The sequence below is a fragment of the Blastococcus sp. LR1 genome (assembly GCF_020166105.1).
Lineage (GTDB): Bacteria > Actinomycetota > Actinomycetes > Mycobacteriales > Geodermatophilaceae > Blastococcus.
Map to the genome: position 1 here is coordinate 190,981 of NZ_JAIUJY010000007.1, position 25,872 is coordinate 216,852.

General features: G+C 73.4%; 24 protein-coding genes. 17 read left to right on the forward strand and 7 right to left on the reverse strand.

Annotated features, from left to right (window positions below):
- Positions 1 to 26: 26 nt before the first annotated feature.
- The gene (locus LBW97_RS19455; protein WP_224501023.1) at positions 27 to 1,610 is read right to left on the reverse strand and encodes a helicase; all 1,584 of its coding nucleotides are present in this window, start codon (positions 1,608 to 1,610) and stop codon (positions 27 to 29) included.
- Positions 1,611 to 1,635: 25 nt separating this feature from the next.
- Here LBW97_RS19455 and LBW97_RS20545 point away from each other — a divergent pair, with 25 nt between their 5' ends.
- The 3 genes from LBW97_RS20545 to LBW97_RS19470 are packed head-to-tail and all read left to right on the forward strand — an operon-like array spanning position 1,636 to position 3,054.
- Positions 1,636 to 1,833, forward strand: a complete 198-nt coding sequence (locus LBW97_RS20545; RefSeq protein ID WP_224501024.1) for a hypothetical protein — start codon at positions 1,636 to 1,638, stop codon at positions 1,831 to 1,833.
- A 37-nt stretch (positions 1,834 to 1,870) separates the two neighbouring features.
- Positions 1,871 to 2,722 carry an alpha/beta fold hydrolase gene (locus tag LBW97_RS19465; RefSeq protein WP_224501025.1) on the forward strand — a complete coding sequence of 284 codons (852 nt, stop codon included), beginning with the start codon at positions 1,871 to 1,873 and terminating at the stop codon, positions 2,720 to 2,722.
- Positions 2,719 to 3,054 carry a YnfA family protein gene (locus LBW97_RS19470; RefSeq protein WP_224501026.1) on the forward strand — a complete coding sequence of 112 codons (336 nt, stop codon included), beginning with the start codon at positions 2,719 to 2,721 and terminating at the stop codon, positions 3,052 to 3,054. Before LBW97_RS19465 ends, LBW97_RS19470 begins: the two co-directional genes overlap by 4 nt.
- 16 nt (positions 3,055 to 3,070) lie before the next feature.
- Here LBW97_RS19470 and LBW97_RS19475 read toward each other — a convergent pair whose 3' ends face one another.
- Entirely contained in the window at positions 3,071 to 4,348 is a 1,278-nt protein-coding gene (locus tag LBW97_RS19475; protein ID WP_224501027.1) for an HNH endonuclease signature motif containing protein, read from the reverse strand.
- A gap of 114 nt (positions 4,349 to 4,462) precedes the next feature.
- Here LBW97_RS19475 and LBW97_RS19480 point away from each other — a divergent pair, with 114 nt between their 5' ends.
- Together LBW97_RS19480 and LBW97_RS19485 are read left to right on the forward strand one after the other, a co-directional pair.
- The gene (locus LBW97_RS19480) at positions 4,463 to 5,314 is read left to right on the forward strand and encodes a helix-turn-helix domain-containing protein (RefSeq protein WP_224501028.1); all 852 of its coding nucleotides are present in this window, start codon (positions 4,463 to 4,465) and stop codon (positions 5,312 to 5,314) included.
- Positions 5,311 to 5,718 (forward strand): VOC family protein, encoded by a 408-nt coding sequence (locus LBW97_RS19485; RefSeq protein WP_224501029.1) that lies wholly within the window; start codon positions 5,311 to 5,313, stop codon positions 5,716 to 5,718. The genes LBW97_RS19480 and LBW97_RS19485 overlap by 4 nt, the downstream gene beginning before the upstream one ends.
- A 6-nt stretch (positions 5,719 to 5,724) precedes the next feature.
- Here LBW97_RS19485 and LBW97_RS19490 read toward each other — a convergent pair whose 3' ends face one another.
- Positions 5,725 to 9,009, reverse strand: coding sequence for a DEAD/DEAH box helicase (locus LBW97_RS19490; protein WP_224501030.1), 3,285 nt, complete (start codon positions 9,007 to 9,009; stop codon positions 5,725 to 5,727).
- A gap of 107 nt (positions 9,010 to 9,116) precedes the next feature.
- Between LBW97_RS19490 and pgm the strand changes: the two genes are divergently transcribed.
- Positions 9,117 to 10,751, forward strand: coding sequence for a phosphoglucomutase (alpha-D-glucose-1,6-bisphosphate-dependent) (pgm, locus tag LBW97_RS19495; protein ID WP_224501031.1), 1,635 nt, complete (start codon positions 9,117 to 9,119; stop codon positions 10,749 to 10,751).
- Between the two features lie 69 nt (positions 10,752 to 10,820).
- Positions 10,821 to 11,492, forward strand: coding sequence for a hypothetical protein (locus tag LBW97_RS19500; protein ID WP_224501032.1), 672 nt, complete (start codon positions 10,821 to 10,823; stop codon positions 11,490 to 11,492).
- Between the two features lie 10 nt (positions 11,493 to 11,502).
- Here the strand turns inward: LBW97_RS19500 and LBW97_RS19505 are convergent, their stop codons facing one another.
- On the reverse strand, positions 11,503 to 12,405 hold the full coding sequence (locus LBW97_RS19505; RefSeq protein ID WP_224501033.1) for a sensor domain-containing diguanylate cyclase: 903 nt from the start codon (positions 12,403 to 12,405) through the stop codon (positions 11,503 to 11,505).
- 149 nt (positions 12,406 to 12,554) lie between these two features.
- Between LBW97_RS19505 and LBW97_RS19510 the strand changes: the two genes are divergently transcribed.
- The 3 genes from LBW97_RS19510 (at position 12,555) to LBW97_RS19520 (ending at position 14,827) form a co-directional block, all read left to right on the forward strand.
- Positions 12,555 to 13,493: a hydroxymethylglutaryl-CoA lyase gene (locus tag LBW97_RS19510; RefSeq protein ID WP_224501034.1), complete on the forward strand. Its 939-nt coding sequence runs from the start codon at positions 12,555 to 12,557 to the stop codon at positions 13,491 to 13,493.
- On the forward strand, positions 13,490 to 13,996 hold the full coding sequence (locus LBW97_RS19515; RefSeq protein ID WP_224501035.1) for a flavin reductase family protein: 507 nt from the start codon (positions 13,490 to 13,492) through the stop codon (positions 13,994 to 13,996). Before LBW97_RS19510 ends, LBW97_RS19515 begins: the two co-directional genes overlap by 4 nt.
- An 81-nt stretch (positions 13,997 to 14,077) precedes the next feature.
- Positions 14,078 to 14,827 (forward strand): hypothetical protein, encoded by a 750-nt coding sequence (locus tag LBW97_RS19520; protein ID WP_224501062.1) that lies wholly within the window; start codon positions 14,078 to 14,080, stop codon positions 14,825 to 14,827.
- Between the two features lie 13 nt (positions 14,828 to 14,840).
- Here LBW97_RS19520 and LBW97_RS19525 read toward each other — a convergent pair whose 3' ends face one another.
- From LBW97_RS19525 to LBW97_RS19535, 3 genes are read right to left on the reverse strand one after another with little or no spacing between them, the layout of a single operon-like run.
- Complete coding sequence (locus tag LBW97_RS19525; RefSeq protein ID WP_224501036.1) at positions 14,841 to 15,281, reverse strand: hypothetical protein; 441 nt, start codon at positions 15,279 to 15,281, stop codon at positions 14,841 to 14,843.
- Positions 15,274 to 15,639 (reverse strand): hypothetical protein, encoded by a 366-nt coding sequence (locus LBW97_RS19530; RefSeq protein ID WP_224501037.1) that lies wholly within the window; start codon positions 15,637 to 15,639, stop codon positions 15,274 to 15,276. Before LBW97_RS19530 ends, LBW97_RS19525 begins: the two co-directional genes overlap by 8 nt.
- A 43-nt stretch (positions 15,640 to 15,682) precedes the next feature.
- Complete coding sequence (locus LBW97_RS19535) at positions 15,683 to 16,675, reverse strand: aldo/keto reductase (RefSeq protein WP_224501038.1); 993 nt, start codon at positions 16,673 to 16,675, stop codon at positions 15,683 to 15,685.
- A gap of 134 nt (positions 16,676 to 16,809) precedes the next feature.
- Between LBW97_RS19535 and LBW97_RS19540 the strand changes: the two genes are divergently transcribed.
- The 7 genes from LBW97_RS19540 to ngg all read left to right on the forward strand — a co-directional run bounded on the left by LBW97_RS19540 (position 16,810) and on the right by ngg (position 25,863).
- Positions 16,810 to 17,829 (forward strand): siderophore ABC transporter substrate-binding protein, encoded by a 1,020-nt coding sequence (locus LBW97_RS19540; protein ID WP_224501039.1) that lies wholly within the window; start codon positions 16,810 to 16,812, stop codon positions 17,827 to 17,829.
- Between the two features lie 38 nt (positions 17,830 to 17,867).
- Positions 17,868 to 18,890 carry an ABC transporter permease gene (locus LBW97_RS19545; protein ID WP_224501040.1) on the forward strand — a complete coding sequence of 341 codons (1,023 nt, stop codon included), beginning with the start codon at positions 17,868 to 17,870 and terminating at the stop codon, positions 18,888 to 18,890.
- A complete protein-coding gene (locus LBW97_RS19550; RefSeq protein ID WP_224501041.1) occupies positions 18,880 to 19,902 on the forward strand; it encodes an iron chelate uptake ABC transporter family permease subunit in 1,023 nt (340 codons plus the stop codon). Before LBW97_RS19545 ends, LBW97_RS19550 begins: the two co-directional genes overlap by 11 nt.
- Positions 19,899 to 20,657, forward strand: a complete 759-nt coding sequence (locus LBW97_RS19555) for an ABC transporter ATP-binding protein (protein WP_224501042.1) — start codon at positions 19,899 to 19,901, stop codon at positions 20,655 to 20,657. Before LBW97_RS19550 ends, LBW97_RS19555 begins: the two co-directional genes overlap by 4 nt.
- A 94-nt stretch (positions 20,658 to 20,751) precedes the next feature.
- Positions 20,752 to 22,221 carry a S8 family serine peptidase gene (locus LBW97_RS19560; RefSeq protein WP_224501043.1) on the forward strand — a complete coding sequence of 490 codons (1,470 nt, stop codon included), beginning with the start codon at positions 20,752 to 20,754 and terminating at the stop codon, positions 22,219 to 22,221.
- 89 nt (positions 22,222 to 22,310) lie between these two features.
- Positions 22,311 to 24,095 carry an N-acetylglutaminylglutamine amidotransferase gene (locus LBW97_RS19565; RefSeq protein ID WP_224501044.1) on the forward strand — a complete coding sequence of 595 codons (1,785 nt, stop codon included), beginning with the start codon at positions 22,311 to 22,313 and terminating at the stop codon, positions 24,093 to 24,095.
- A 10-nt stretch (positions 24,096 to 24,105) separates the two neighbouring features.
- On the forward strand, positions 24,106 to 25,863 hold the full coding sequence (gene ngg / locus LBW97_RS19570) for an N-acetylglutaminylglutamine synthetase (RefSeq protein WP_224501045.1): 1,758 nt from the start codon (positions 24,106 to 24,108) through the stop codon (positions 25,861 to 25,863).
- Positions 25,864 to 25,872 lie beyond the last annotated feature (9 nt).

Sequence of the window (25,872 nt, forward strand, 5' to 3'; positions counted from 1 at the left end):
GCTGAACCCCCTTGACCGCTGGGGCCTCAGCCCTCCGTGAGCGCCGCCGCCGGCAGCCAGTCGGCGTCGAGGAGCTCGGCGATCTCCTGCAGCGAGGCGGTGTCGGCGCCCGCGGTGGAGCCGCTGACGGCCAGCCGCTCGACCATCACCTTCGCCACCTGCTCCTCCACGGTGTCGGCGGCGAACGCGATCCGCCACGGGGAGGTCTTCCCGTCGCGGTGCGTGCGGCCGGTGACCTGCCGGGCCTGGATGCCGGAGAACCGCGGCTGGTGGAACAGGCCCACCCGCGGGGTCTCCGACGCGTTCGACCCGTCGGGGAGCAGCTCGCCGGCGTGCAGGCTGATCGAGGCGGTCACGGTGAAGACGCAGACCATCGCGTCGCCCCGCTGGAAGCGCAGCCGCTCGGCCTCGACGTCGAAGCGGTCCCGGCCGTAGATGCCGGCGACCGGGATGCCGGCGTCGAGCAGTGCCTCCCGGATCGGGTCGGCCGCCGTCTCCACGAACTCGACCGAGACGGCGACCTGCCGCTCCGCCTCCACCTGCGCCTTCACCCAGTCGACGGTGGCCTGGACCCGGATCAGCCCGGCCTTCTGCCGGAAGCGCAGCAGCGCCGCCCGGCCCTTCGCGCTCTGCCGGGCCCGCCGTGCCAGCTGCATCTCCGCGCGGAACTCCGACCACTCCGCCTCGTAGGCGGCGCGCTCGGCGGGCGTGAGCAGGACCGGCGTCCCGGTCACCGACACCGGGCCCCAGGGCGCGGGGCGGTGCAGGGTCGCCGGGGGATCGGCGTCGGCCAGCCAGCCCTGCAGGCGGCCGAGGTCGGCGCGGCGGGCGTCGGGGTCCTCGGTCCACTGCCAGCCGTAGCGACCACGTTCCACGTGGAACCGATGCCGCTCCAGCGCCTTGGGCAGGTCGGCCCACTCCTTGATCGACTCCGCGTGCCGGGCGGCGAACTCCGGCGCCAGGTAGGGGAGCTCCAGCGGGGTGTGCGCGGGAGTCGCGGTTGCCGCGAGCACGTACGGGGTGTCCTTGACCCGCGCGGCGCCGGAGACGGCCTTCCAGTGCTTCCACCGCTGGGTGGTGGTGTGCCGGACCATGTGCGCCTCGTCGGCGACGACGACGTCGAACGTCAGCTTCGCCACCTTGCCCAGCCGGTCCCAGGTGGTCACGCACCAGCGCAGGCCGCCGTCGCCGAAGCCGGCGATCGAACGGGACCAGTGCGGAATGGTGATCGCGGCGGGCCGGTCGGCGATGACCAGCACGGTCCGGACCGGTCGCTGGGCGGCGATCTCGTGGACGGCCAGGATCGCGGTGCCCGTCTTGCCGACGCCGGGGTCGTCGCCGAGCAGGAAGACCCGGCCACCGGCGGCTGCATGCGCGGCCACCACCGCGGCGCCGGTCTCCTGCGGTTCCCGCGGCACCAGGGCAGGCGTGACCGGCAGGGGCCGGGGCGTCTCGTTGAGCTCGTCCTCGAGGAAGCGCTCCAGGCTGTAGGGCGGCGGGTCGTACGGGGCGAGCTCCGGCGGCAGCGAGCGGCCCACCCAGACGGTCGCCTGCAGGCCGGGGTGCCAGGTCGCGCCGGGCGCCGGGGCGCGGAAGGGCACGGCGAGCACCCAGACGCGCTCCCCCGGGCCGGCGGTGGGCAGCTCGGACGCGGCCTTCTTCGCCGTGCTCTTCCTCGGTGCCGCTTTCCGGGCGCGGGTCGTGCTGCTCTTGGCGGTCGTGCTCTTGGCTGTGGTGCTCCTGGCGGTGGTGCTCGTGCTGCGGCTGGTCGTGCTCGTGCGGCGCCGTCGTCCTGGCATGCGTCGGTACTCCCCCTCGTCCCCGGCACGGTAAGCCGCGGTACGGACAGGTCGTCTGGTGGAATCGCCGGGTGACCGAGGAGATGAGCGCCGACGAGCGCCTGGCCGCGCGCACCCTCGGGGAGGCAGGCCCCCGCGTCGTCTTCGTGCACGGGCTGTTCGGCCAGGGCAAGAACTGGACGACGATCGCCAAGGGCCTGGCGGAGAACCACCGAGTGACGCTGCTCGACCTGCCCAACCACGGCCACTCCCCCTGGACCGAGCGCGTCGACTACCTGGACATGGCCGAGCTGGTCGCCGAGGAGCTCGAGTCGTTCGGCGAGCCGGCCACGCTGGTCGGGCACTCAATGGGCGGCAAGGTCGCGATGCAGCTGGCGCTGCGCCGGCCGGAGCTGCTGCGGGCGCTGGTCGTCGTCGACATCGCGCCGGTCGAGTACCCGCTCCAGGGCGGGCGGACCGACGACGCCGACGAGGAGGCCTCCCCCTTCGAGGAGTTCATCGCCGCGATGCGGGCGGTGGACCTGGAGTCGCTGGAGAGCCGGGCCGACGCCGACGCGGCGCTGAAGGCCGCCGTGCCGAGCCGGATGGTGCGCAGCTTCCTGCTGCAGAGCCTGGTCCGCGACGGGGTGGGCGCCGACGGCGGATGGCGCTGGCGGCTGAACCTCGACCTGCTGGCCCGCGACCTCGGCGAGCTGCGCCGCTTCCCCGACCCGCCGCCCGGGGCCACCTACGACGGTCCGGTGCTCTGGATCGCGGGTGCGAACAGCCACTACGTGCTGGACGGCGACCGACCGCGGATGGACGAGCTGTTCCCGCTGACCCGCCTGGTGCGGGTCAAGAACGCCGGGCACTGGGTGCACTCGGAGCAGCCCGAGATCTTCCTGGAGACCGTGCGTCGGTTCCTGGCCCAGGTCGAGTCGTGACGGTCGCGCGGTCGCTGGCGCTGTTCGCGCTCGCGGCGCTGGCCGAGATCGGCGGCGCCTGGCTGGTGTGGCAGGGCGTGCGCGAGCACCGCGGCTGGGCCTGGATCGGTGCCGGCGTGATCGCGCTGGGGCTCTACGGGTTCGTGGCCACGCTGCAGCCCGACGCGAACTTCGGCCGGATCCTCGCCGCCTACGGCGGTGTCTTCGTCGCGGGTTCGCTGGCCTGGGGCATGGTCGTCGACGGGTTCCGGCCCGACCGGTACGACGTCGTGGGCGCGCTGATCTGCCTCGTCGGCGTCGCGGTGATCATGTACGCCCCGCGAGGCGCGTGAACTCGTTGGCAACCGATCAGGGGCCGGCGCGACTGAGGACTTCGGTTCCGTCCGGCCGGTAGGTGTGCCAGATGCCGGTGCCGGGGTCCCGGCGGATGGTGAAGCCGCCTTCGTGACAGCAGGTGTGGTGCCGCTCGCAGAGGAGAGCGCCGTTGTCGCAGCTCGTGGGTCCTCCGTGCGCCCAGTGCACGACATGGTGGAAGTCGCACCACTCGGGCGGGGCGTCACAGCCGGAAAAGACGCAGTGCTCGTCGCGGATCTCGACGGCCCGCCGGATCCCCGTGGAGGGTGCGCGCTGCTCACGGCCGACATCGAGCGGAAGTCCGTTCGGGCCCGTGATGACGCGGGCGACGCCGGCGTCGCAGGCCAGCCGTCGCGCCGTCTCCGGGTTGATCGGACCGGCCCAACCCAGGGAACCGCCCGAGAAGCCAGCGGCGCCTCGCTCGGCGCACAGCGCCATCAAGTCGATGGTGACCCGGACGTGCGGCCGCTCGCCGCGGACGGTCGGCAGCCCGCCGCCGTCGAGGGCCGCACGGGCCAGCGCGACCAGCGCATCTGCCTGTCGTTCCGCATGGGATCGGGTGTCGCCGGCCGGCCGGTCACCGTTCATCGCTGCAGCGAGGGCCGTGTGCACGTACTCGCCGCCGACGGGGTCGAGCTCGCCGCGCACATATACGCGCCCGTCCAGGCCGGAGGCCATGGTGAACCGTCGGCGGACGTCGGCGGCATCGTCCAGCGTGCCGTCGGGATCAACGCCGGCGACCCACGCCTGCACGCCGCGGGCGGTCTCTTTCGGAGCCGTCGCGCGGGCCAGGGCAGCAAGGATGCCGTCGGTCGTATTCAGATCGATACCCGCTTCTGCCGCCTTGGCCAGCCGCTTCGGCGTCATCGCCTTGGTGATGATCCGAGCGTGCGCGGCACTGATCGCCCCGTCAGCGAAGGCGGCCGCGGTCTGCGGGAGCTGTTCGAGTCGACGTCCGGTGGACACCGTGGCGGTCGCCTCCTCCGGAGCCATCCGGCAACTGCCGCGCAGCCAGGCCATCATCGAGACGGCGCCGTCACGCGTGTAGGCCTCCCGCCGGTCGGCCGCCCGGACAGCGGAGGTCAGCGCCGCGGCCACCCGGTTCGCCGTGACCGTCAGCTCGCCGACCAGATCGAGCACGGCATCGCTGGACAGCTCGTCGAGGTCGATCACCGCCAGGTCATCGAGGGCGGAGCGCAGCTCGGACATGGCCCACGCCCCTTCCGGAAAGATCTCCATCGACAACCCGAGCGTAAAGCGGGGGTACGACAAAACCGCAGGTCAGACCGGGTTCAGTGGCCAAAGCGCAGGCCGCGGACCCGGAGAGTGGTGCGGCGCGCACCGCAGCCTCTGGAGGTCGGAGCCGCCCGCTGCCATCCTGCGGGCATGCGGCAGGAGTCGGTGGTGCACCGCCCGCACCCGGCGCTGCGGCCGTACGTCGCCGCCGCGGTCGGGTACGCGCACGAGGGCTTCCCGCCGGGAGAGCACCTGGGCCTGCCCTCCCCCTGGCTGACGCTGGTACTGACCCTCGACGAGCCGCTCGTGATGGCCGCGCACCCCGACCCCGCGCAGGCGCCGGGCAGCTTCGACGCCCTGGTGGGCGGCCTGCACACGCGGCCGGCGCGGATCGTCCACCCCGGTCGACAGGCCGGCATCCAGCTCTCGCTCACCCCGGCCGGCGCGCGGGCGCTGCTCGGGGTGCCCGCCGGTGCGCTCGCCTCGACCGACGTCCACCTGGCCGACCTCCTCGGCCGGGGTGCCGCGGAGCTGGTCGACCGGGTCCGCGCGGCACCGGGGTGGACCGGGCGGTTCGCGGTCCTGGAGGCCGGGCTGCTGCGCCGGCTGGGCGATGACGCGCTCCCCGCCGGGGTCGCCGAGGCCTGGCGGCTGACGACGGCGTCGGCCGGCCGGCTCCGGGTGGACGACGTCGCCGCCCGCATCGGCTGGTCCCCCCGCCACCTCCAGCAGCGGTTCCGCGCCGAGACCGGGCTGGGACCCAAGGAGGCCGCCCGCGTGGTGCGCTTCGACCACGCACGCCGCGCGCTGGCGGGCCGGATCAGCGCCGGCCGCCCCGCCGACCTGGCCGGGCTCGCGGCGGCGGGGGGCTTCGCCGACCAGGCGCACCTGACCCGCGAGTGGCGCGCGTTCTCCGGTCTCTCCCCCACCCGGTGGCTGGCCGCGGAGTTCGGATACGTCCAAGACACCGCCGCCCTCGACGCGGCACTCTCCCCGGCATGACGACTCCCCCGCCCACTGTCTGGCCCGCCTTCCGAGTCCGCGACGCCCGCGCCCTGATCCGCTTCCTCGTCGACGCCTTCGGCTTCGAGGAGACCGCCGTCTACGGCGAGGGCGACCGGGTCGACCACGCCCAGCTCAGCTGGCCCGAGGGCGGCGGGGTGATGTTCGGCTCGGTGAAGGACGACCCCGACGACCCATGGCCTGCCGTGGCCGGCGCCGCCGCCTGTTACGTCGTCACGGCCGACCCCGACGCGGTGCACGCCCGCGCGGTGACCGCCGGAGCGCAGATCCTGCGGCCCCCCTACGAGACCGACCACGGCTCGCGGGACTTCGCCGCCCGTGACCCGGAGGGGAACCTCTGGCAGTTCGGCACCTACCGCGGCGAGCCGCGGCGGGCCGGCTGAAGCGGGCTACCCGAACAGGCCGCGGACGTCGTCGGCGGTGAGTGCACCGGAGGCCAGCGCGCCGTCGTCGACGACCCGGGAGAACAGCGCCTGCTTGCGCGCCTTGAGCTCCATCACCTTCTCCTCGATGGTGCCGACCGCGACCAGCCGGTAGACGATCACCGTCTTGTCCTGACCGATCCGGTGCGCCCGGTCGACGGCCTGCGCCTCGCTCGCCGGGTTCCACCACGGATCCAGCACGAACACGTAGTCGGCCTCGGTGAGCGTCAGCCCGAACCCCCCGGCCTTGAGGCTGATCAGGAACACCGGGGCGCTCCCGGTGCGGAACTCCTGCACCCGGGCGTCCCGGTCGCGGGTGCGGCCGTCCAGGTACACCCAGTCGATGCCCTCGGCGGTCAGCCGGTCCCGGATGCTGCCCAGGTAGCGGGTGAACTGGCTGAACACCAGCACCCGGTGGCCCTCGGCGACCACCTCGCGCAGGTGCTCCAGGAAGGCGTCGGTCTTGCTGGCGCGCACGTCGCCGTACGCCGGGTCGACCAGCACGGGATCGAGGCTCAGCTGCCGCAGCAGGGTCAGCGACCGGAAGATCGTCATCCGGTTCTTCGACATGTCCTCGACCAGGCCGAGCACCTTGCTGCGCTCCCGCTGCAGGTGGGTCTGGTACAGCTTCTCGTGCCTCGGGTTGAGCACCACCTCGAGCACCTGCTCCTGCTTGGGCGGCAGCTCCGCGGCGACCATCTCCTTGGTCCGCCGGCGCACCAGCGGGCGGATCCGCCGGCGCAGCGTCGCGAGCTTCTCCGCGTCGCCGTCCCGCTCGATCGGGATGCGGTAGTGCTCGGTGAACCGCCCCGGGTCGGGGAAGAGCCCGGGCGCCACGATCGACATCAGCGCCCAGAGGTCCATCACGCTGTTCTCCAGCGGCGTTCCGGTCAGCGCCAGCTTCACCGGCGCCGGCAGCCGGCGCGCGCACGCGTAGGTGCGGGCCTGGTGGTTCTTCACGAACTGCGCCTCGTCGAGCACCAGCGCCCGCCACGGCTGCGACGTCCAGGCGTCCTCGTCGATGCGGAACAGCGCATAGGAGGTGACGACGACGTGCGCGCCGGCGATCCGGCGGTGCAACGCGGTGCCCGCCTTCCGCTCGGTCTCGTCGACGACAGCCACCTGCAGCCCCGGGGCGAACCGGGCGGCCTCCCGGGCCCACGTGGAGACGACGCTGGTCGGCGCCACCACCAGCACCGGCGCCTCGTCGAGGTCGCCGGCCTCGTGCGCCCGCGCCAGCAGGGCGAGGGTCTGCAGGGTCTTGCCCAGCCCCATGTCGTCGGCGAGCACCCCGCCCAGCCGGTGGTCCCAGAGGAAGGCCAGCCAGCCGTACCCCTCGTGCTGGTACGGGCGCAGCTCGGCGGCGAGCCCGGCCGGCACCGGCGGCGGTTCGGCGTGCTCGGCGTCGATCAGCCCCCGCACCTCGCGGGTCCAGCGCTCGCTCTGCTCCTCCACCACGCCCAGCCCGAGCAGCTGCTCCCACAGCCCGGCGGAGAAGCGGCTGACCTGCACCCCGTCGCCGGGCACGTCGCGCAGGTCCCGGGCTTCTTCGATCAGCAGGCGCAGCTGCTCGAACTCCGGCCGCTGCAGGGAGAACCAGGTGCCGCTGATCAGCGCCAGCCGGGTGCGCCCGGCCGCGAGCGCCTTGTACAGCGTCTCGAACGGCACGGTCTGGCCGTCGATGCTCACGGAGACGCCCAGGTCGAACCAGTCGGACTCGCCGGTGTCGCGGGCGGCGAAGCTGATCCGCGGCGCGGACGTGCTCTGCCGGTAGTCCGTGGGCGTGCCCACCACGGTGACGTCGACGGCGGGATCGCCGCGCAGGGCGGGGAGGACCTCGGTCGTGAACTCCAACGCCTCCAGGCCGCTCAGCTCGACGCTCCCGGCCAGCCGGCCCTCCGGCGTCCACAGCTCCGGCAGCCCGCCCACCGACCTGGGCAGCGCCTCCACCAGCTGCTGCTCGGCGACCGGATCGCGGCCGTCCCCCGCGCCGCCCGGTGCGTGCAGGGCGAACTCCCGGTCGGGGCCGTACCGCACCGACCACACCACGCAGACTGTGGCGTCGCCGGGATATCGCACCTCGGTGGCCAGCGCCGGCGGGAGGACCTCGGGCAGCTCGACCGAACCGTCGGCGGAGATGACCGGGACCGCCTGCCGCAGCCCCGGGTACCAGTCCCGCAGGAAGCGGTCGACGTCGTCGGCCGGGATCGTGATCCCCCCGCCCCGGGCCACCAGACCGGCCAGCGGGGGCGGCACGGGGGAGCCGAGGCGCGCCAGCACCAGCCCGGGGGCGCTCTCGGGCCCCTGGTCGCGGGGCGGCCCGTCCACCGTCACCCCGTGCGGTGGCATGCCGAGGAAGGAGAGCGCTCCCGGATCGACCGCGCGGCCGTCGATCCGCAGGACTGCGGACAGCTCCGTGCTCCCGCCGTCGGCGCGCAGGTCGACGGCGACGTCGGCGCCGTCCGGGGCGAGCACCACCGGGCGGGGCGTCCGGTCGGCGGTGACCAGGGGGACGCCGTCGGCCACCGCCTCGGCGAGCAGTCGCCACAGACCGGGGCCGAACTCGTGCAGGTACACGTCGACCGGGGCGTACGAGTAGAACTGGTTGCGCGCCGCCTGGTGGGTGGCGTGCAGCGCGCGCATCGCCGCCACGTGCGCCGGATCCCAGCCGGCCCGGCTGTTGTCGTACTGCAGCTGCCGCCACGAGATCCCGGAGCGCACCCACTGCCCGCGCTTGCCCGGCACCACCGGGCGCAGCCGGACCAGCCGCTGCCGGCTGCCCGGCGCGGCGATCGATGGGCGGCTCCGCCCGGGTTCGGGCTCGACCAGCTCGAACTGCAGTGCGACCGGCACGGTCGCGGGCGCCGACCGGTCGGCGGCGGAGACCAGTTCGGCGAGCTCCTGCTCCCAGGTGCGGGTGGCCGCGCGCTGGAGCCGGGACCCCCCCGCCGCGCGCTGGATGTCCGACTGCAGGTGCAGCAGCACGGCCACGGCGTGCTTGCAGTCGTCGCCCACCGGGCACGTGCACGCCGCGGCCCAGCCGACCCGGCCGCCGTCGGTGCGCACGACGGTGGTCCGGTACGGCGTCGGCGCGCCGCCCTGGACGAACCCCGTCAGCCGCCGGCCGTCCTCGGTCAGCCGCACGTCCAGCACGCTGCGGGCCGCGTACGGCCGGGCCCGGTCGAGCACGTCGGCGCCGACGGCGTCGGCCAACGCCGCGTCGGTGACCATCTCCCGCCAGTCGCCGAGCACGCGTCCAGGCTACGGGCGGGGACCGACGATCCGGCCCGACCGCCGGAGTCGGCCCATCGGGTGAGGCCGGGTCGCGGAGCGGGGCCCGGCGGCACGAAGATCGACGCATGAGCGACGCCCGCGCCGGACAGCCCGCCCAGCCCAGCGACCTGATCGACGTCGCCTCGCTGGTCACGGCCTACTACACGCGGGAGCCCGACCCGGCCGACCCGGCGCAGCAGGTCGCGTTCGGCACCAGCGGGCACCGCGGATCGGCGTTCGACGCCGCCTTCAACGAGGCGCACATCCTGGCCACCACCCAGGCGATCTGCGAGTACCGGGCGGCCCAGGGCTACGACGGCCCGCTCTTCCTCGGCCGCGATACCCACGCCCTCTCCGAGCCGGCCTGGGCGAGCGCGCTGGAGGTGCTCGCCGCGAACGACGTGACGGTCCTGGTCGACGCCGCCGACCGGTACACGCCGACCCCGGCGATCAGCCACGCGATCCTGCGGGCGAACGGCGGCAAGCGCACGGGCCTCGCCGACGGCATCGTCGTCACCCCGTCGCACAATCCGCCCCGCGACGGCGGCTTCAAGTACAACCCGCCGTCGGGCGGCCCCGCTGACACCGACGCCACGAAGGTCATCGCCGACCGCGCGAACGAGCTGCTCCGCGCCGGCCTCGACGGCGTCCGCCGCATCCCCTTTCCGCGGGCCAGGGCCCAGGCGAACCAGCACGACTTCCTCGGCGACTACGTCGACGACCTGCCGAACGTGCTGGACCTGGATGCCGTGCGCGAGGCGGGGATCCGCATCGGCGCCGACCCGCTCGGCGGCGCCAGCGTGGACTACTGGGGCGCCATCGCCGAGCGGCACCGCCTCGACCTCACCGTCGTGAACCCGCTGGTCGACCCCACGTGGCGGTTCATGACGCTGGACTGGGACGGCAAGATCCGGATGGACTGCTCGTCGCCGTCGGCCATGGCCTCGCTGATCGGCAAGCGCGCCGACTACGCGATCGCCACCGGCAACGACGCCGACTCCGACCGGCACGGCATCGTCACCCCCGACGGCGGGCTGATGAACCCGAACCACTTCCTCGCCGTCGCGATCGACTACCTGTTCAGCCACCGCCCGGAGTGGGGCGCCGACGTCGCCGTCGGCAAGACGCTGGTCTCCTCGTCGCTGATTGACCGCGTGGTCGCGGGCCTGGGCCGCACGTTGGTGGAGGTGCCGGTCGGCTTCAAGTGGTTCGTCCCGGGCCTGCTCGACGGCTCGGTCGGCTTCGGCGGCGAGGAGTCCGCCGGGGCGTCGTTCCTGCGCCGCGACGGCAGCGTGTGGACGACGGACAAGGACGGCATCCTGCTGGCGCTGCTGGCCAGCGAGATCCAGGCCGTGACGGGCCGGTCCCCCTCGCAGCTGCACGCGGAGCTGACCGAGCGCCACGGCGAGTCCACCTACGCCCGCATCGACGCCCCGGCCACCCGCGAGCAGAAGGCGGCGCTGGGCAAGCTCTCCCCCGAGGCCGTCACCGCCACCGAGCTGGCCGGCGAGCCGATCGTCGCCAAGCTGACCCGCGCGCCCGGGAACGACGCCGCGCTCGGCGGGCTCAAGGTGGTCACGGAGAACGCCTGGTTCGCCGCGCGGCCGTCGGGCACCGAGGACGTCTACAAGGTCTACGCCGAGTCCTTCTCCGGCCCCGAGCACCTGGCCCGGGTCCAGGAGGAGGCGCGCGCGGTGGTGACGGCGGCCCTCGGCGGATGAGCCGCCCGCACGGGTGAGAACGGCCGTGTCGTCCTCGGGTGACACGCCGTTCCCGGGCAGACTGGCGGCATGACGGACGGTCAGCAGTGGGGTCCACCGCCGGCGGACGGCGGCGGTCAGCCTGCCCACGGCCAGCCCCAGTACGGCCAGCCCCAGTACGGCCAGCCCCAGCAACCGCAGCCGGGTTACGGACAGCCCTACTACGGCCAGCCCTCGTACGGCCAGCCCTCGTACGGGCAGCCCCCGTACGGCCAGCCCCAGTACGGCCAGCCGTACCCCCAGCCCTACGGCCAGCCCGGCTGGGCGGCGCCCGGCTGGGCGCAGGCCACGTGGCCGCACGGGCCGGGGCGCCCCGGATCCGCCACCGCCGCCGCGGTGCTCGGCTTCGTCACCGGTGGGTTCGCCGCGCTGGGCGGCCTGGTCATGCTCCTGGCCTCGTTCAGCGCCGACGGCGACCCGGCCATGCGGATGCTCGGGCTGGGCCTGCCGTGCGCGGCGGGGCTCATCGCCGGCGGGGTCCAGCTGCTGCAGCGCCGGTCGGCCTCCGTGCTCTTCTGGTCGGCCGTGGCCGCGGTGGTCGTCCTCGTCCTGACCTTCCTCGTGGCCCTGATCGCCCTGGACCGCGACGACCAGCTCGGCGCCGGCATCTTCGTGCTCATCGCCTGCCCGCTGCCCATCGTCACGGCGGTGCTGGCCCGCCTCAGGGCGGTCACCGGATGGGTCGACGCCGCGCCGTTCTGAGCGCGCTGCCTCAGCGGCGGGCGGTGGGGCGCCGGCGGGACTTGTCGGCGTACATGTCGTCGTCGGCGGCCCGGACCACGCGCTCGTAGACCTCGTCGGGGGCCTCGCCGCCGCGGGCGAAGCCGATCCCGATGCTGATGCCCACCGGAACCCGGGCGTCCTCGAGCTCGAGCGGCTCGGTCACCGTGGTCCGAAGCCGTTCGGCGAGCGCCTGGGCGTCGGCCTTCTGGGTGTTCTCGCAGACGATGCTGAACTCGTCGCCGCCCAGCCGGGCAGCCGTGTCGCTGGCCCGCAGCACCGAGCGCAGCCGGTCGGCGAAGGAGACGAGCACCCGGTCGCCCATGGGGTGACCCAGCTCGTCGTTGATCGCCTTGAACCCGTCCAGGTCGATCACCAGCACGCTGGTGGGGGTGTTCTCCCGGTGCCCCCGGTCGAGGGCGTGCCGCAGCCGGTCGTGGAACAGCAGCCGGTTGGGCAGGCCCGTCAGGGGGTCGTGCAGCGAGCGGTGGACCAGCTGCGCCTCCAGCGCCTTGCGCTCGGTGATGTCCTCGACGATCAGCACCAGGTGCGCCGCCTGGCCGTCGGCCGTCTCCGGGACCCAGGACGCGGTGATCTGCACCGGCACGTCCGCGCCGTCCGCCCGGATGAGGCGGGTCTCGTGCCGCATGGGCTGGTCGGGCTCGGCGGTGAGCGTCAGGTGTGCCTCACGGGCCGCACCGGCCGCGTCCGGGTGCACCAGCGCCATGACCGACGTGCCGTGCAGCTCCTCGCCGGAGTGGCCCACCATGGCGCACAGCGCCGGGTTGACGTCGACGAGCACGCCCTCGGGCGTCGTCAGCGCGATGCCCATCGGCGCGTTGGCGAAAGCGCTCCGCCGGTCCGCCGGGGGCAGCGCGTCCACCACCTCGGTCACTGCCCACCTCCCATGCTGCAACCATCTTGCGGGACACCTCTGACGATCTGCTCCCCGGACCGGTTCCGCCCGTTCCGAGACGCCTGATCGGGCGAACGAACGACCGAGGTGCAGGATGCGGGTACCCGCGACGGATCGAGGAGACGCAGATGTTCGAGTTCGACCTGGTGCTGCCCGCCACGGTCGACGTCCGCGAGGTCGGCATGCGCGACGGGCTGCAGCTGGAGGCCCCGGTCCCGCTGGCCGGGAAGCTGGCGATGCTCGAGGCGCTCGTCGCCACCGGCGTCCGCCGCATCGAGGCGACGTCGTTCGTCTCGCCGAAGGCCGTTCCCGCGCTCGCCGACGCCGACCAGGTGGCCGCCGAGCTCGCCCGCTGGCCGGAGGTGCACTGGTCGGCCCTCGTGGCCAACGCCCGGGGCGCCGTCCGCGCCGTGGACGCCGGGGTCGCCGACCTGGAGTACGTCGTCTCCGCCTCCGACAGCCACAGCCGGGCCAACGCCGGGCGGGGCACCGCGGAGGCGGTCGCCGCCGTCTCCGAGGTGGCCGCCCTCGCGCACGGCGCCGGCGGCTCGCTCGAGGTCATCATCGCCACCGCCTGGGACTGCCCCTTCGACGGCCGCACGGCGGTGGCCCGCACCGTCGACGTCGCCCGCGCCGCGGTCACCGCCGGAGCCGACCAGCTCTGCCTCGGCGACACGATCGGGACGACGACGCCGCTGCGGGTGGTCACCCTGCTCGGCGCCGTCCGCCGCGCCTGCCCGGGCGTGCCGGTGGGCGTGCACTTCCACGACACCCGCGGCACCGGCCAGGCCAACGCGCTCGCCGCCGTCCAGGCGGGGGTCACCCAGCTCGACGCCTCCGTCGGTGGCCTCGGCGGCTGCCCCTTCGCGCCCGGCGCGAGCGGCAACATCGCCACCGAGGAGCTGGTCTACCTGCTCGAGGAGTCCGGCGTCCGCACCGGCATCGACCTGGACGCCGTGCTCGCCGCGGCCCGGGTGACCGAGCAGCAGGTGGGCCGCGAGCTGCCCAGCTCGCTGTACCGCGCCGGAGGCCGCTCGGTCCCGCGCGGCGCCGAGGCGCAGGCGTGACCGCCGAGGAGACGCCGCGGATCGTGGACCCGCGGCTCATGCGGGACGTGCTCGGTCACTTCGCCTCCGGCGTCACCGTCCTGACCGCCCAGACCCCCGACGGGCCGATCGGCTTCACCTGCCAGTCGTTCAGCTCCCTCTCGCTGGACCCGCCGCTGGTCGCGTTCGCCCCGTCGCGCACGTCCCGGACCTGGCCGCGGCTGCGCGAGATCGGCCGGTTCTGCGTCAACGTCCTCGCCGAGGGCCAGGACGACGTCTCGCAGAACTTCGCCCGCTCCGGCGTGGACAAGTTCGCCGGGGTGCCGTGGACGCCCAGCCCGCACGGCTCCCCCGTGCTCGACGGCGTCATCGCCTGGATCGACGGCGAGCTGTACGCCGAGCACGACGGCGGTGACCACACGATCGTCGTCGCCCGGGTCCTCGACCTCGGCGCCTCCGCCGAGCGGCGTCCGCTGCTCTTCCACCGCGGCGCGTACGGGCTGCTGCACACCCGCGAGGGCTGAGGACGCACGATTCCGCGCCCGCCTTCCGGGGCACCGGGGGTGCGGGCGCGTCCGTCGCGCCCGCATGCGAGGAGGTGCGCGATGGGACTGCTCGACCTGATCTTCGGCCGCCGGCGGCGCAAGGACCGCTACGCGGACCCGGGCTACGACGACGGCTACGCCCCGGCCTACGGCCAGGGGTACGGCTCCTCCGCGCCCCGGCAGCCGCGCTCCGCCGACGAGCAGGCGCTCGAGCGCTACCGCTACCTGCTGCGGACGGCGCCGCCGGACCAGATCGAGGAGGCGCACGCCGAGGCCTTCGCCCAGCTCACCTCCGAGCAGCGGCGGCAGGTGCTGTCCCAGCTGGGGGAGGCAGGCGAGCACGCGCAGGGCGACGACCCCCGCTCGCTGGCCCGGGCGGCGACCCGGGCGGAGATGCGCCGCCCCGGGTTCATGGAGCAGGCCTTCGGGCCGGGCCCCGGCCGCTACGGCCCCGGCTACGGCGGCGGCTACGGCCCGAACTACGGATCCGGCTACGGCCCCGGGTACGGCGGCGGCTTCGGCGGCGGCATGGGCATGGGCGGGATGATCGGCGGCAGCATGCTCGGCACGATCGGCGGCCTGGTGGTGGGCACCGCGGTCGCCGATGCGCTCTTCGACACCGGCCTGGGCGACGGCGGCCTGTTCGGCGGCGGCGACGAGGAGGCGTACGCGGCCGGCTACGAGGACGGCGCCGGGGCCGACGGGGACTACGGCGGCGATCCCGGTGGCGACTTCGCGGGCGGCGCCGACGGCGGCTGGGACGGCGGTGGCGACTTCGGGGGTGGCGACTTCGGGGGTGGCGACTTCTGACCCGGCGGGCCGGTCACCCCTCCCGGTCGCCGGCCCGCCGGCGCAGCAGCACCAGGAGCCCGAGCACCGGCAGCACCAGCGGCACGTACACGTAGCCCCGCCCGTAGCCCGACCACACGGTCTCGTCCGGGAAGGCGGCCGGATCGACGAGCGACAGCGTGCCCACCACCAGGACGCCGACCAACTCCACGGTGATGGCGACCAGCGCCGTGCGCCGTCCGGCGCGGCCACCCCGGACCAGCCCGATCGTCGCGACCAGGTACACGACCGCGGCCAGCGCCGAGAGCAGGTACGCCACGGGCGCGTCGGCGAACCGGGTGCTCAGCTGCACCGTCGCCCGGGCGCCGGCGGCCAGCGTGAAGATCGCGTAGAGCACGACCAGCACGCGGGCCGGGCCGCCCGAGGCGCCGTCCGAGCTCTCCGCGGCCGGGCCCAGGGCCGAGCGGTCACGCACCGGTGGCCTCCCAAAGCTGCAGCAGCCGCCAGACCATGACCCCGACCGCCGCGGCCGCGACGGCCAGCACGGTCCCCGCCCAGCGGGTGGGCTCGGTCCGGGACCAGAGCACCCCCGCCACGGGGATCAGCAGCGCGCCGACCAGGTAGCCGAGGAACGTCGGGGTGTCCGCGGGGGTGTCCCCGCCGGCCATCGCCACCGCGGCGACGACGGCCTGCACCACGAGCAGCGCCTCGAGCACTCCGGCACCGGCCAGGTGCGCCAGACCGATCTGCCGGCGGGCGAGCGTCGAGGCGATCCCCAGCAGGGTGACCACCCCGGCGACGACCGTCAGGGCGACGACGAGCGAGGTCTGCACCCGCCCATCTTCTCCCGCCGCCGCAGCGGCCCCGTCCGGAGGCTCAGCGGTGGACGCTGGACATGTCCGCGTACCGGTCGCCCACGGCCGCTCCGGCGGGCGCCGCCTCGTCCATGCGGCGCAGGTCGTCGTCGGTCAGCGCCAGGTCCGCGGCCGCGGCGTTCTCCTCCAGGTAGCTCACCCGCTTCGTGCCCGGGATCGGCACGAGCTCGGGGTTCCCGTCCCGCCCGCTCTGCGCCATCACCCAGGCCAGCGCCAGCTGCCCCGCGGTCGCGCCCTTCTCCTCGGCGATCTCCCGCACCCGCTCGACGAGCCCCAGGTTGCGCTCGAACGCCTCCCCCTGGAACCGGGGGTCGGAGCGGCGGTAGTCGCCGACCGGGATGTCCTCGGGGGTCCGGATCTGCCCGGACAGGAACCCGCGCCCCAGGGGCGAGTAGGCGACGAAGCCGATGCCGAGCTCGGCGCAGGTGGCGAGCACGCCGTCGTCCTCCGGGTCGCGGGCCCACAGCGAGTACTCGGTCTGCACGGCGGAGAGCGGAGTGACCGCGTGCGCGCGGCGGATCGTCTCCGGGGCGGCCTCGGAGATGCCGGTGTGCCGGACCTTGCCCGCCTGCACCAGCTCCGCCATGGCTCCCCAGGTGTCCTCGATCGGGACCGTGGTGTCCACGCGGTGCTGGTAGTAGAGGTCGATGACGTCGACGCCGAGGCGCTGGAGCGAGGCGTCGCACGCGCTGTGCACGTACTCGGGGCGGCCGTTGATGCCGACGAAGGAGCCGTCCTCGCGCCGCTCGTTGCCGAACTTCGTCGCGACGACGACGTCGTCGCGACGGCCCGCGATCGCCCGGCCCACCAGCCGCCCGAAGGTGTTCGGGCCGTACATGTCCGCGGTGTCCAGGAAGGTGACCCCGAGCTCGAGGGCCCGGTGGATCGTGCGGAGGGCCTCGTCCTCGTCGCGGGAGCCGTAGAAGTCGCTCATCCCCATGCAGCCCAGGCCCTGGGCGGAGACGGTCAGGTCGCGGAGCGTGCGGGTGCGCATGGACCGTCCCTGCCCCGGGCGGGATCGTTCCACGCGCTGGGACGGCCGAGACCCGGTGTTCCCCTTCCGCGGGCGGTGTGGCACCTTAGGCAGGCCTTACTAAGGGCTGCCTACCTTCACTCCCCAGGAGCACCATGCGCACCGCGTCCCGGCCGATGGCCGCCTTCTCCCTCACCGTGGCCGCCGCCCTGGCGCTCTCCGCCTGCGGCGGTGACGCCGACGCCGACGCCGAGGGCGGGGACGCCGCGGCCGAGACCGTCAGCTTCAGCTGGGACCGGAACCTCAACGCCGGCGACCAGGAGGCCGAGCCCGAGCTCGAGGAGACCTCGGTCGACGTCCCGAAGAACCCCGAGAACATCGTCGTCTTCGACATGGCCAGCCTCGACACGATCGGTGCGCTGGGTGGCGAGGTGTCCGGTGCTCCGCTGGAGTCCGTGCCGGACTACCTGGAGAAGTACCTGGCCGACGACGCCTACAACGTGGGCACGCTCTTCGAGGCCGACCTCATCGAGGTCGAGTCCCAGCAGCCCGACCTGATCATCATCGGTGGCCGCTCCGCCGCGCTGTACGAGGACCTCAGCGAGATCGCGCCGACCGTCGACCTCGGCCTGCGCGGCACCTACACCGAGACCCTCGAGCGGAACGCCACCTTCCTGGGCGAGGTCCTGGGGGCCGAGGACGAGGCCGCCGCCGCGATCGCCGAGGTCGGAAAGGGCATCGAGGAGGCGAAGGCCGCCACGGCCGACGCCGGCACCGGCCTGGGTCTGATGGTCGCCGGCGGCGAGCTCAGCGCGATGGCGCCGGCCGGCAAGGGCTCCGACGCCCGCGCCGCCCGCGGTGGCCTCATCTACGACGCGTTCGGCGTCGAGCCCGCCGTCGAGGACATCAAGGCCGCCACGCACGGCGAGCCGGTCTCCTTCGAGTTCCTGCTCGAGACCAACCCCGACTACCTCTGGGTCGTCGACCGCGACGCCGCGACCGGCGAGGGCACCCAGTCGGCCGAGGCCGTGCTGGACAACGAGATCGTCAAGAAGACGAAGGCCGCCCAGGAGGACCAGATCGTCTACCTCGACCCGGTCGCCTGGTACGTGGTCTTCGGTGGCATCGACACCACCAAGATCATGATCGACGACGTCAAGCAGATCGCCGGCTGACCATGGCACCTCTCGCCGAGCGCACCGCCTGACACCTGGTGACAGCGCTCGACCGACCCCTGACGAGCACCCCCTCCCTCGCGCGGCCTTCCCGCCGCACCTGGGTGGGGGTGCTCGTCGGCGTGCTGCTGGCGGTCCTGGGCCTCACGAGCCTGTTCGTCGGCGTCTCCGACGTCTCCCCCGTGTCGGTCCTGACCGGCGGGGCGGACAGCGACGCCGCGTTCCTGCTCGTGACCAGCCGGATCCCGCGGACGGTCGCGATCGTCCTGGTCGGCGCCTCGCTCGGCATCGCCGGGCTGATCATGCAGATGCTGGTCCGCAACAAGTTCGTGGAGCCGGGAACCACCGGCGTCAGCGAGTTCGCGACGCTCGGCATGCTCGTCACGATGGTCTTCCTGCCCGGGCTGGCCGTCGTCGGCAAGATGGGTGTCGCCGCGGCCTTCGGGCTGTTCGGCACCTGGGTGTTCCTGCGGGTGGTGCGCGTCGTCCCGGTCCGCCAGCTGGTGCTGGTCCCGCTGGTCGGCATCATGCTCGGCGGCGTCGTCGGCGCGGTCACGACGTTCTTCGCCTACCGCCTGGACCTCCTGCAGTCCCTCGGGCAGTGGTCCCAGGGCAGCTTCGCCACGATCATGGCGGGCCGGTACGAGTTCCTCTGGATCGCCGGGCTCATGGTCGTCGTCGCGTGGATCGCCGCCGACCGGTTCAGCGTGATCGGCCTCGGCGAGGAGTTCGCCACCAACCTGGGCCTGAACTACCAGCGGGTGGTCGCCGTCGGCATGGTGATCATCGCGGTGATCACCGCCGCCGTCCTCGTCACCGCCGGCATGATCCCGTTCCTCGGGCTGGTCGTCCCCAACGTCGTCAGCCTGATCATCGGGGACAACGTGCGCCGCGCGATCCCCTGGGTCGCCGGCATCGGCGCCGTCTTCGTGCTCGCCTGCGACCTGCTCGCCCGCACCGTGCGCATGCCCTACGAGATCCCGCTGTCGGTCATCGTGGGCGTCGTCGGCGCCGCGCTGTTCCTCTGGCTGCTGCTCCGGGGGAGGAGCCGTGCTCACTGACATCCCTCCGACGACGACGCCGTCCGCGCCCGCTGCGGCCCGTTCCCGGCTCGTCGCCGCCTGGGCGCGCCCCGGGTTCCGGATCGGCCTGCTCGGCGCCGTCGTCCTCGGCCTGGTCGTCGTCTACCTGTTCTCCGACGTCCCCGGCTCGCTGGCCTTCGCGCTGGAGAAGCGCAGCCTCACGGTCGCCGCGATGCTCGTCGTCTCGACGGCGGTCGGCGTCTCCACGGTCGTCTTCCACACCATCACGCAGAACCGGATCCTGACACCGGCGATCATGGGGTTCGACGCCTTCTACGTGCTGATCTCCACGGTCATCGTGTTCGTGTCGGGGTCCGCGGCGTTCCTGGCGGTCGACGAGGTCACGCTGTGGCTGGTCCAGGTCGTGGTGATGGTCGCCTTCAGCGTCCTGCTCTTCACCTGGCTGTTCGGCGGCAAGCGCCGTTCGATCCACCTGATGCTGCTGGTCGGCATCGTGCTCGGCACGTTCTTCCGCAGCTTCACCGAGTGGATGCAGCGGATGCTCGACCCGCTGGACTTCCAGGTGCTCTCCGACGCGATGTTCGCCTCGCTGACCCGGCCGGACGAGCTGCTGCTGGGCCTCAGCGCCGTCCTCGTCGCCCTCGGCTGCGCCGTGATCGTGCCGCTGCGGCGGACCCTCGACGTGCTCACCCTCGGCGAGCCGACCGCCGTCGGCCTGGGGATCGACCACCGCCGCGTCGTGATGGTGCTGTTCCTCGGCGTCTCGGTCATGATCGCCGCCTCGACGGCGCTGGTCGGGCCGATCCTGTTCTTCGGCCTCATCGTCGCCAACCTCGCCTACTCCTACGCCGGCTCCTTCCGCCACGTGTGGACGCTGCCCACCGCCGTCCTGCTCGGAATGGTCTGCCTGCTCGGCGGCCAGTTGATCCTCGAGCGGATCTTCGGCCTCGGCGGCACGCTGTCGACGGTCATCGACTTCGCCGGCGGGCTCTTCTTCCTGTACCTCGTGCTCCGGAGGGGGGCGCGATGATCGCGCTCGAGAACGTCACCAAGCGCTACGACGGCGTGACGGTGGTCGACAACGTCTCGCTCACGTTGGGCGGTGAGGGCGTGACGGCGCTCATCGGCCCCAACGGCGCCGGGAAGTCCACGCTGTTCGGCCTCGTCGGCCGCCTCCTCAAGCCCGACGCGGGCCGCGTCACCGTCGGCGGTCTGGACATCTCGACGACGCCGTCGGCCGACCTGGCCAAGACCCTCGCGGTGCTCCGCCAGGACAACCACCTCACCGCACGCCTGACCGTGCACGACCTCGTCGAGTTCGGCCGCTTCCCGCACTCCCGGGGCCGCCTGACCATGGAGGACCGCGAGCACATCGAACGCGCCATCGACTACCTCGAGCTCGACGCCTACCGGAACCGGTTCCTCGACGAGCTCTCCGGCGGGCAGCGCCAGCGGGCGTTCATCGCGATGGTGCTGGCGCAGGACACCAAGTACGTGCTGCTCGACGAGCCGCTGAACAACCTCGACCTGCGGCACATGACCGAGATCATGCGGCTGGTCCGCCGGATGGCCGACGAGCTCGGCAAGCGGGTGGTCACCGTCCTGCACGACATCAACTTCGCGGCGACCTGGTCGGACCGGATCGTCGCCATGCGGGACGGCGCCGTCGTGGCGGACGCCTCCTCGCGGGAGATCATGCGGCCCGAGGTGCTGAAGGCCGTCTACGACACCACCGTCGACGTCCGGGAGATCGACGGGAAGCCGATCGCGCTCTACTACGGCTGAGTCGGCCGGCCCGCTGATTCGTACCCGCGGGTAACCCGGCGGGAAGTCGCTCGTTGAGACACGGCACACATCGTCGTGCCCTTCGAGGAGAGCCATGACCCGCGCGTCCCGTCGTCTGCTGGGGGTGGTGTCGGGCGCGGTGGTCGCCGGCGCCCTCCTCGCCGCCCCCGCTCAGGCCGCTCCCGGCGGCTCGCTCGCTCCCGTCCAAGACTTCCTGGCCGGTCAGCTCGAGACGCTCAGCGGCCGCACCACGGTGATGGTGCACGGCACCGACATCGCCGCCGCCCGCGCCGCCGTCGCCGGGACGGGCATGCGCCCGGTCACCGAGTACGAGCGGATCGGCGTCGCGGTCGCCTCGGGCACCGCCGCGCAGATCGAGGCGGCCCGCGCGCGCCCCGGCGTGACCTACCTCGAGGGCAACACCCCCATTGAGTTCACCCAGGAGACCTCGAACCAGGCCACCCGCGGCGCCGAGGCGGCGGCCACCCTCACCGGCGCCAACGGGCAGCCGCTCGACGGCAGCGGCGTCTCGGTCGCGGTCATCGACTCCGGGATCGACCCGAAACACCCCTACTTCCGCAACGCCGACGGCAGCAGTGCCGTGGTCGCCAACCTGAAGAGCCTCTGCCTGCTGGAGACCAGCACCACCCCCGACTGCGTCGTCCCGGTGCCGGGGTTCGTCGACACCGACACCCTCGCCGTCGGCGGCCACGGCACGCACGTGAGCGGCATCGTGGGTGGGCGGCCGACGACGCTGACCGACGGCGGCGCCTTCCAGGGCGCGGCGCCCGGCGCGAGCCTCGTGTCGATCTCCACCGGGGCGGTGCTGCTGATCGTGGGCGCGGACTCGGCGCTGAACTGGGTGCTGGAGAACCACGAGGCCCCCTGCGGCGCCGGCGTCCCTGCCGACGTCTGCCCGCCGATCAAGGTGACCAACAACAGCTACGGCCCGAGCGGCGGCGGTGAGTTCGACCCGAACTCGGCGACGGTGAAGCTGCAGCGGGCGCTCGCCGCCGAGGGCGTCGTCACCGTCTGGGCGGCCGGCAACGACGGCGGCGACGGCTCGGCCTCGCTCACCAACCCGCCCGGCCAGGACCCGACCGGCGGCATCCTGTCGGTCGCCTCGTCGTTCGACCAGGACACCGGCACCCGGGACGGCGTCGTCAGCGAGTACTCCTCGCGTGGCGCGGCGGCCGACCCCTCCACCTGGCCGGACCTCTCCGCTCCCGGCGAGAACATCACCTCGGCCTGCCGCCCGTACCTGCCGATCTGCGCGACCGGCCTGGACTTCCGCAACGGCCCGGGACCGCTGGACCTCGGCACCTTCAACACGATCAGCGGGACGTCGATGGCCGCGCCGCACATCGCCGGCATCGTCGCCCAGCTGTTCCAGGCCGACCCGACCGCCAGCCCGGCCGAGATCGAGGCGGCGCTCACCGGCACCGCGTACCGCTACGCCGACGGCGCGCCCTACGCGACCGTGGGCAGCCGGGTGACGTCCTTCGACAAGGGTGCGGGCCTGGTGGACGTCGTGGCGGCGGTCGGGAGGGTCACCGCCGACTGAGCGGCGTTCCACGTGGAACACGTGTTAACACCGTGTGATCTTGCCCCTGGGCGGGTGTGAACACCGCCGAGAGGGTTAGATCGTTCTGTATGTGCGGCCTCTGCGGCGAGATCACGTTCGACGGGACCATGGCGGACACGGCTGCGGTCGACCGGATGGTGCAGGCCCTGGTGCCGCGCGGTCCGGACGGTCAGGGCTCCTGGAGCAACGGGCGGATCGCCTTCGGGCACCGCCGGCTCTCGGTCATCGACCTCTCCACCTGCGGCTCGCAGCCGATGGTGGACAACGACCTGGGCCTGACCGCGGTCTTCAACGGCTGCATCTACGACTACCAGGAGCTGCGCGCCGAGCTCGAGGGCCACGGCTACCGGTTCTTCTCGCACAGCGACACCGAGGTGATCCTCAAGGGCTATCACCACTGGGGCGTCGACGTGGTGAAGCACCTGCACGGGATGTTCGTCTTCGTCATCACCGAGCGGGACACCGGTCGCGTGGTCATGGCCCGCGACCGGCTGGGCATCAAGCCGCTCTACCTCGCCGAGACCCCGGGCAAGAAGCTCCGGTTCGCCTCGACCCTGCCCGCGCTGCTCAAGGCCGGCGGCGTCGACACCTCCGTCGACCCGGTAGCCCTGCACCACTACCTGAGCTGGCACGCCGTGGTGCCGGCGCCGCGCACGATCCTCAACGGCGTCCGGAAGCTCCCGCCGGCCACGGTGCGCGTGATCGAGGCCGACGGCACCGCCCGCGAGCACCGCTACTGGAACGCCACCTACGAGCGCCGCGCCGAGCACGCGAACTGGTCCGCCCGCGACTGGGAGGACGCGATCGAGGAGGCGCTGCGGGTCGCCGTCCGCCGCCGCCTGGTCTCCGACATCCCGGTGGGCGTGCTGCTCTCCGGCGGGCTGGACTCCAGCCTCATCGTCGGCCTGCTCGCGCAGGAGGGGCAGAAGAACCTGGCGACCTACTCCATCGGCTTCGAGTCCGTCGGCGGGCGCGAGGGCGACGAGTTCGCCTACTCCGACGTCATCGCCGAGCGGTTCGGCACCGACCACCACCGCATCCGGGTCAGCTCCGACGAGCTGGTCGGCGCGCTCGGGCACGCGGTCGGCGCCATGGCCGAGCCGATGGTCAGCCACGACGCCGTCGCCTTCGACCTGCTCAGCGAGCGGGTCAGCGAGACGATCAAGGTGGTGCAGTCCGGGCAGGGCGCCGACGAGGTCTTCGCCGGCTACCACTGGTACCCGCCGCTGGCCGGCGTCGGCCGCGAGGAGGCGGTGCAGACCTACGCCAAGGCCTTCTTCGACCGCGACCACGCGCAGATGGCGAAGGTGGTCTCCGACCGCTACGCGCTGGCCGAGGACCCGAGCCTGGCCTTCGTCCGGGCGCACATGGAGGCGAGCGGCGCGGAGACCGCCGTGGACGCCGCCCTGCGTCTCGACAGCGAGATCATGCTCGTCGACGACCCGGTCAAGCGCGTGGACAACATGTCCATGGCGTGGGGCCTGGAGGCCCGGGTCCCGTTCCTCGACCACGACCTCGTGGAGCTCGCCGCGCTGTGCCCGCCGGAGCTCAAGCTGGCCGACGGCGGCAAGGGCGTGCTCAAGGCGATCGGACGCCGGATGATCCCGCCGGAGGTCATCGACCGGCCGAAGGGCTACTTCCCGGTGCCGGCGATCACCCACCTCGAGGGCAAGGTCCTGGGGCTGGTGAAGGACGCGCTGTCCAGCGACGCCGCCCGCGACCGGGGGATGTTCCGTCCGGAGTACGTGCGGGAACTGCTGGACGACCCCAACGGTGAGCTCACGCCGTTGCGGGGGAACAAGCTCTGGCAGCTCGGGCTCCTCGAGCTCTGGCTCCAGACGCACGCGGTCTGAGGAGATGTCCATGGCAGCCCGGCTCGCGGGCCACCGGCGCCGCATGCCGGTGGCCAACACCCCGGCCCTGACCGACCGCTCGTGGCGGGAGCCGTCCGAGCACCAGCTCCAGGGCATGCAGCACGACGTCGTCATGGACATGGGCTGGGGCCGGCTGGTCTTCGGTCAGACCTTCGCCGACCTGCGCGGGATCGTCGACGCGCTGCGGGCGGAGGAGAGCGGCGAGCGGGACATCTGCATCTACCCGCGGGACCCGCACGTTCTCGTGGGCCTGGCTCCCGACGAGCTCTTCATCGACCCGAGCTACACCTACCGCCTCGACCTGCACCGCTACCGGGCCCGCCACGAGCTCATCCGGGGCGTCTTCGTGCGCACCGCCACCTCGCGCGCGGAGATGGAGGCGATCAACGAGATCTACGCGCTCAACGGCATGGTCGTGGGCGACGCCGACGTGATGTGGCGCAACCACCGCACCCGGTGCTTCACCTACCTCGTGGCCGAGGACAACCGCACCGGCCGGATCGTCGGCACCGTCACCGGTGTCGACCACACGCTCGCCTTCGAGGACCCGGAGGGCGGCACCAGCCTGTGGTGCCTCGCGGTGCACAACCAGGACGCCCCGCCCGGAACCGGCGAGGCGCTTGTCCGGGTGCTCGCCGAGCGCTACGTCGGCCGCGGCCGCTCCTACCTCGACCTCTCGGTCATGCACGACAACGCCGGCGCGATCACGCTCTACCGCAAGCTCGGCTTCGCCCGGGTCTCCGCGGTCTGCGTCAAGCGCAAGAACCCGATCAACTCAGCCCTGTTCGCCGCGCGGCCGCCCGGGCTCCAGGACCTCAACCCCTACGCGCTGATCATCGCGGAGGAGGCGCTGCGTCGCGGCATCCGGGTCGAGGTCACCGATGCCGAGTGGGGCGAGATGCGGCTGTCCGTCGGCGGTCGCACCGTGGTCACCCGCGAGTCGCTCTCGGAGTTCACCACCGCGGTCGCGATGAGCCGCTGCGACGACAAGCGGGTGACCCGCCGGATCATGGAGCGGGCCGGAGTCCGCGTGGCCCGCGGCGCCCGCGCGAGCGAGGGCGACCTGACCGCGGCGTCGGCCCTGCTGCGCGAGCTCGACGCGGTCGTCGTCAAGCCCGCCCGGGGCGAGCAGGGCAAGGGCATCACCGTCGGCGTCCGGGACGAGGCCGGCCTGGAGCGCGCGGTGCAGTACGCCGCGCAGTTCTGCCCCGACGTCCTGGTCGAGGAGATGGTCCCCGGAGACGACCTGCGGGTGGTCGTGATCGACCGGGCGGTCGTCGCCGCGGCGGTCCGGCGTCCGGCGGAGGTCGTGGGCGACGGCCGCAGCACGGTCACCGAGCTGATCCGATCGACGAGCCGGCGGCGCGAGCGGGCCACCGGCGGCGAGTCCCGCATCCCCCTGGACGACAACACGATCGAGGTCGTCGCCGACGCCGGGTTCGCGATGGACGACGTCCCCCGCAACGGCGAGCGCATCCAGGTCCGGCGGACGGCGAACCTGCACACCGGCGGCACCATCGAGGACGTCACCGCGCAGCTGCACCCGGAGGTCGCTGCCGCCGCGGTGCGGGCCGCGCAGGCGCTCGACATCCCGGTGACGGGGATCGACTTCCTGGTGCCCGACGTCGCCGGCCCCGACTACGTCTTCATCGAGGCCAACGAGCGCCCGGGCCTGGCCAACCACGAGCCGCAGCCCACGGTCGCACGCTTCGTCGACCTGCTCTTCCCGGAGACGCGCAAGCGCTGACGCGGGGTG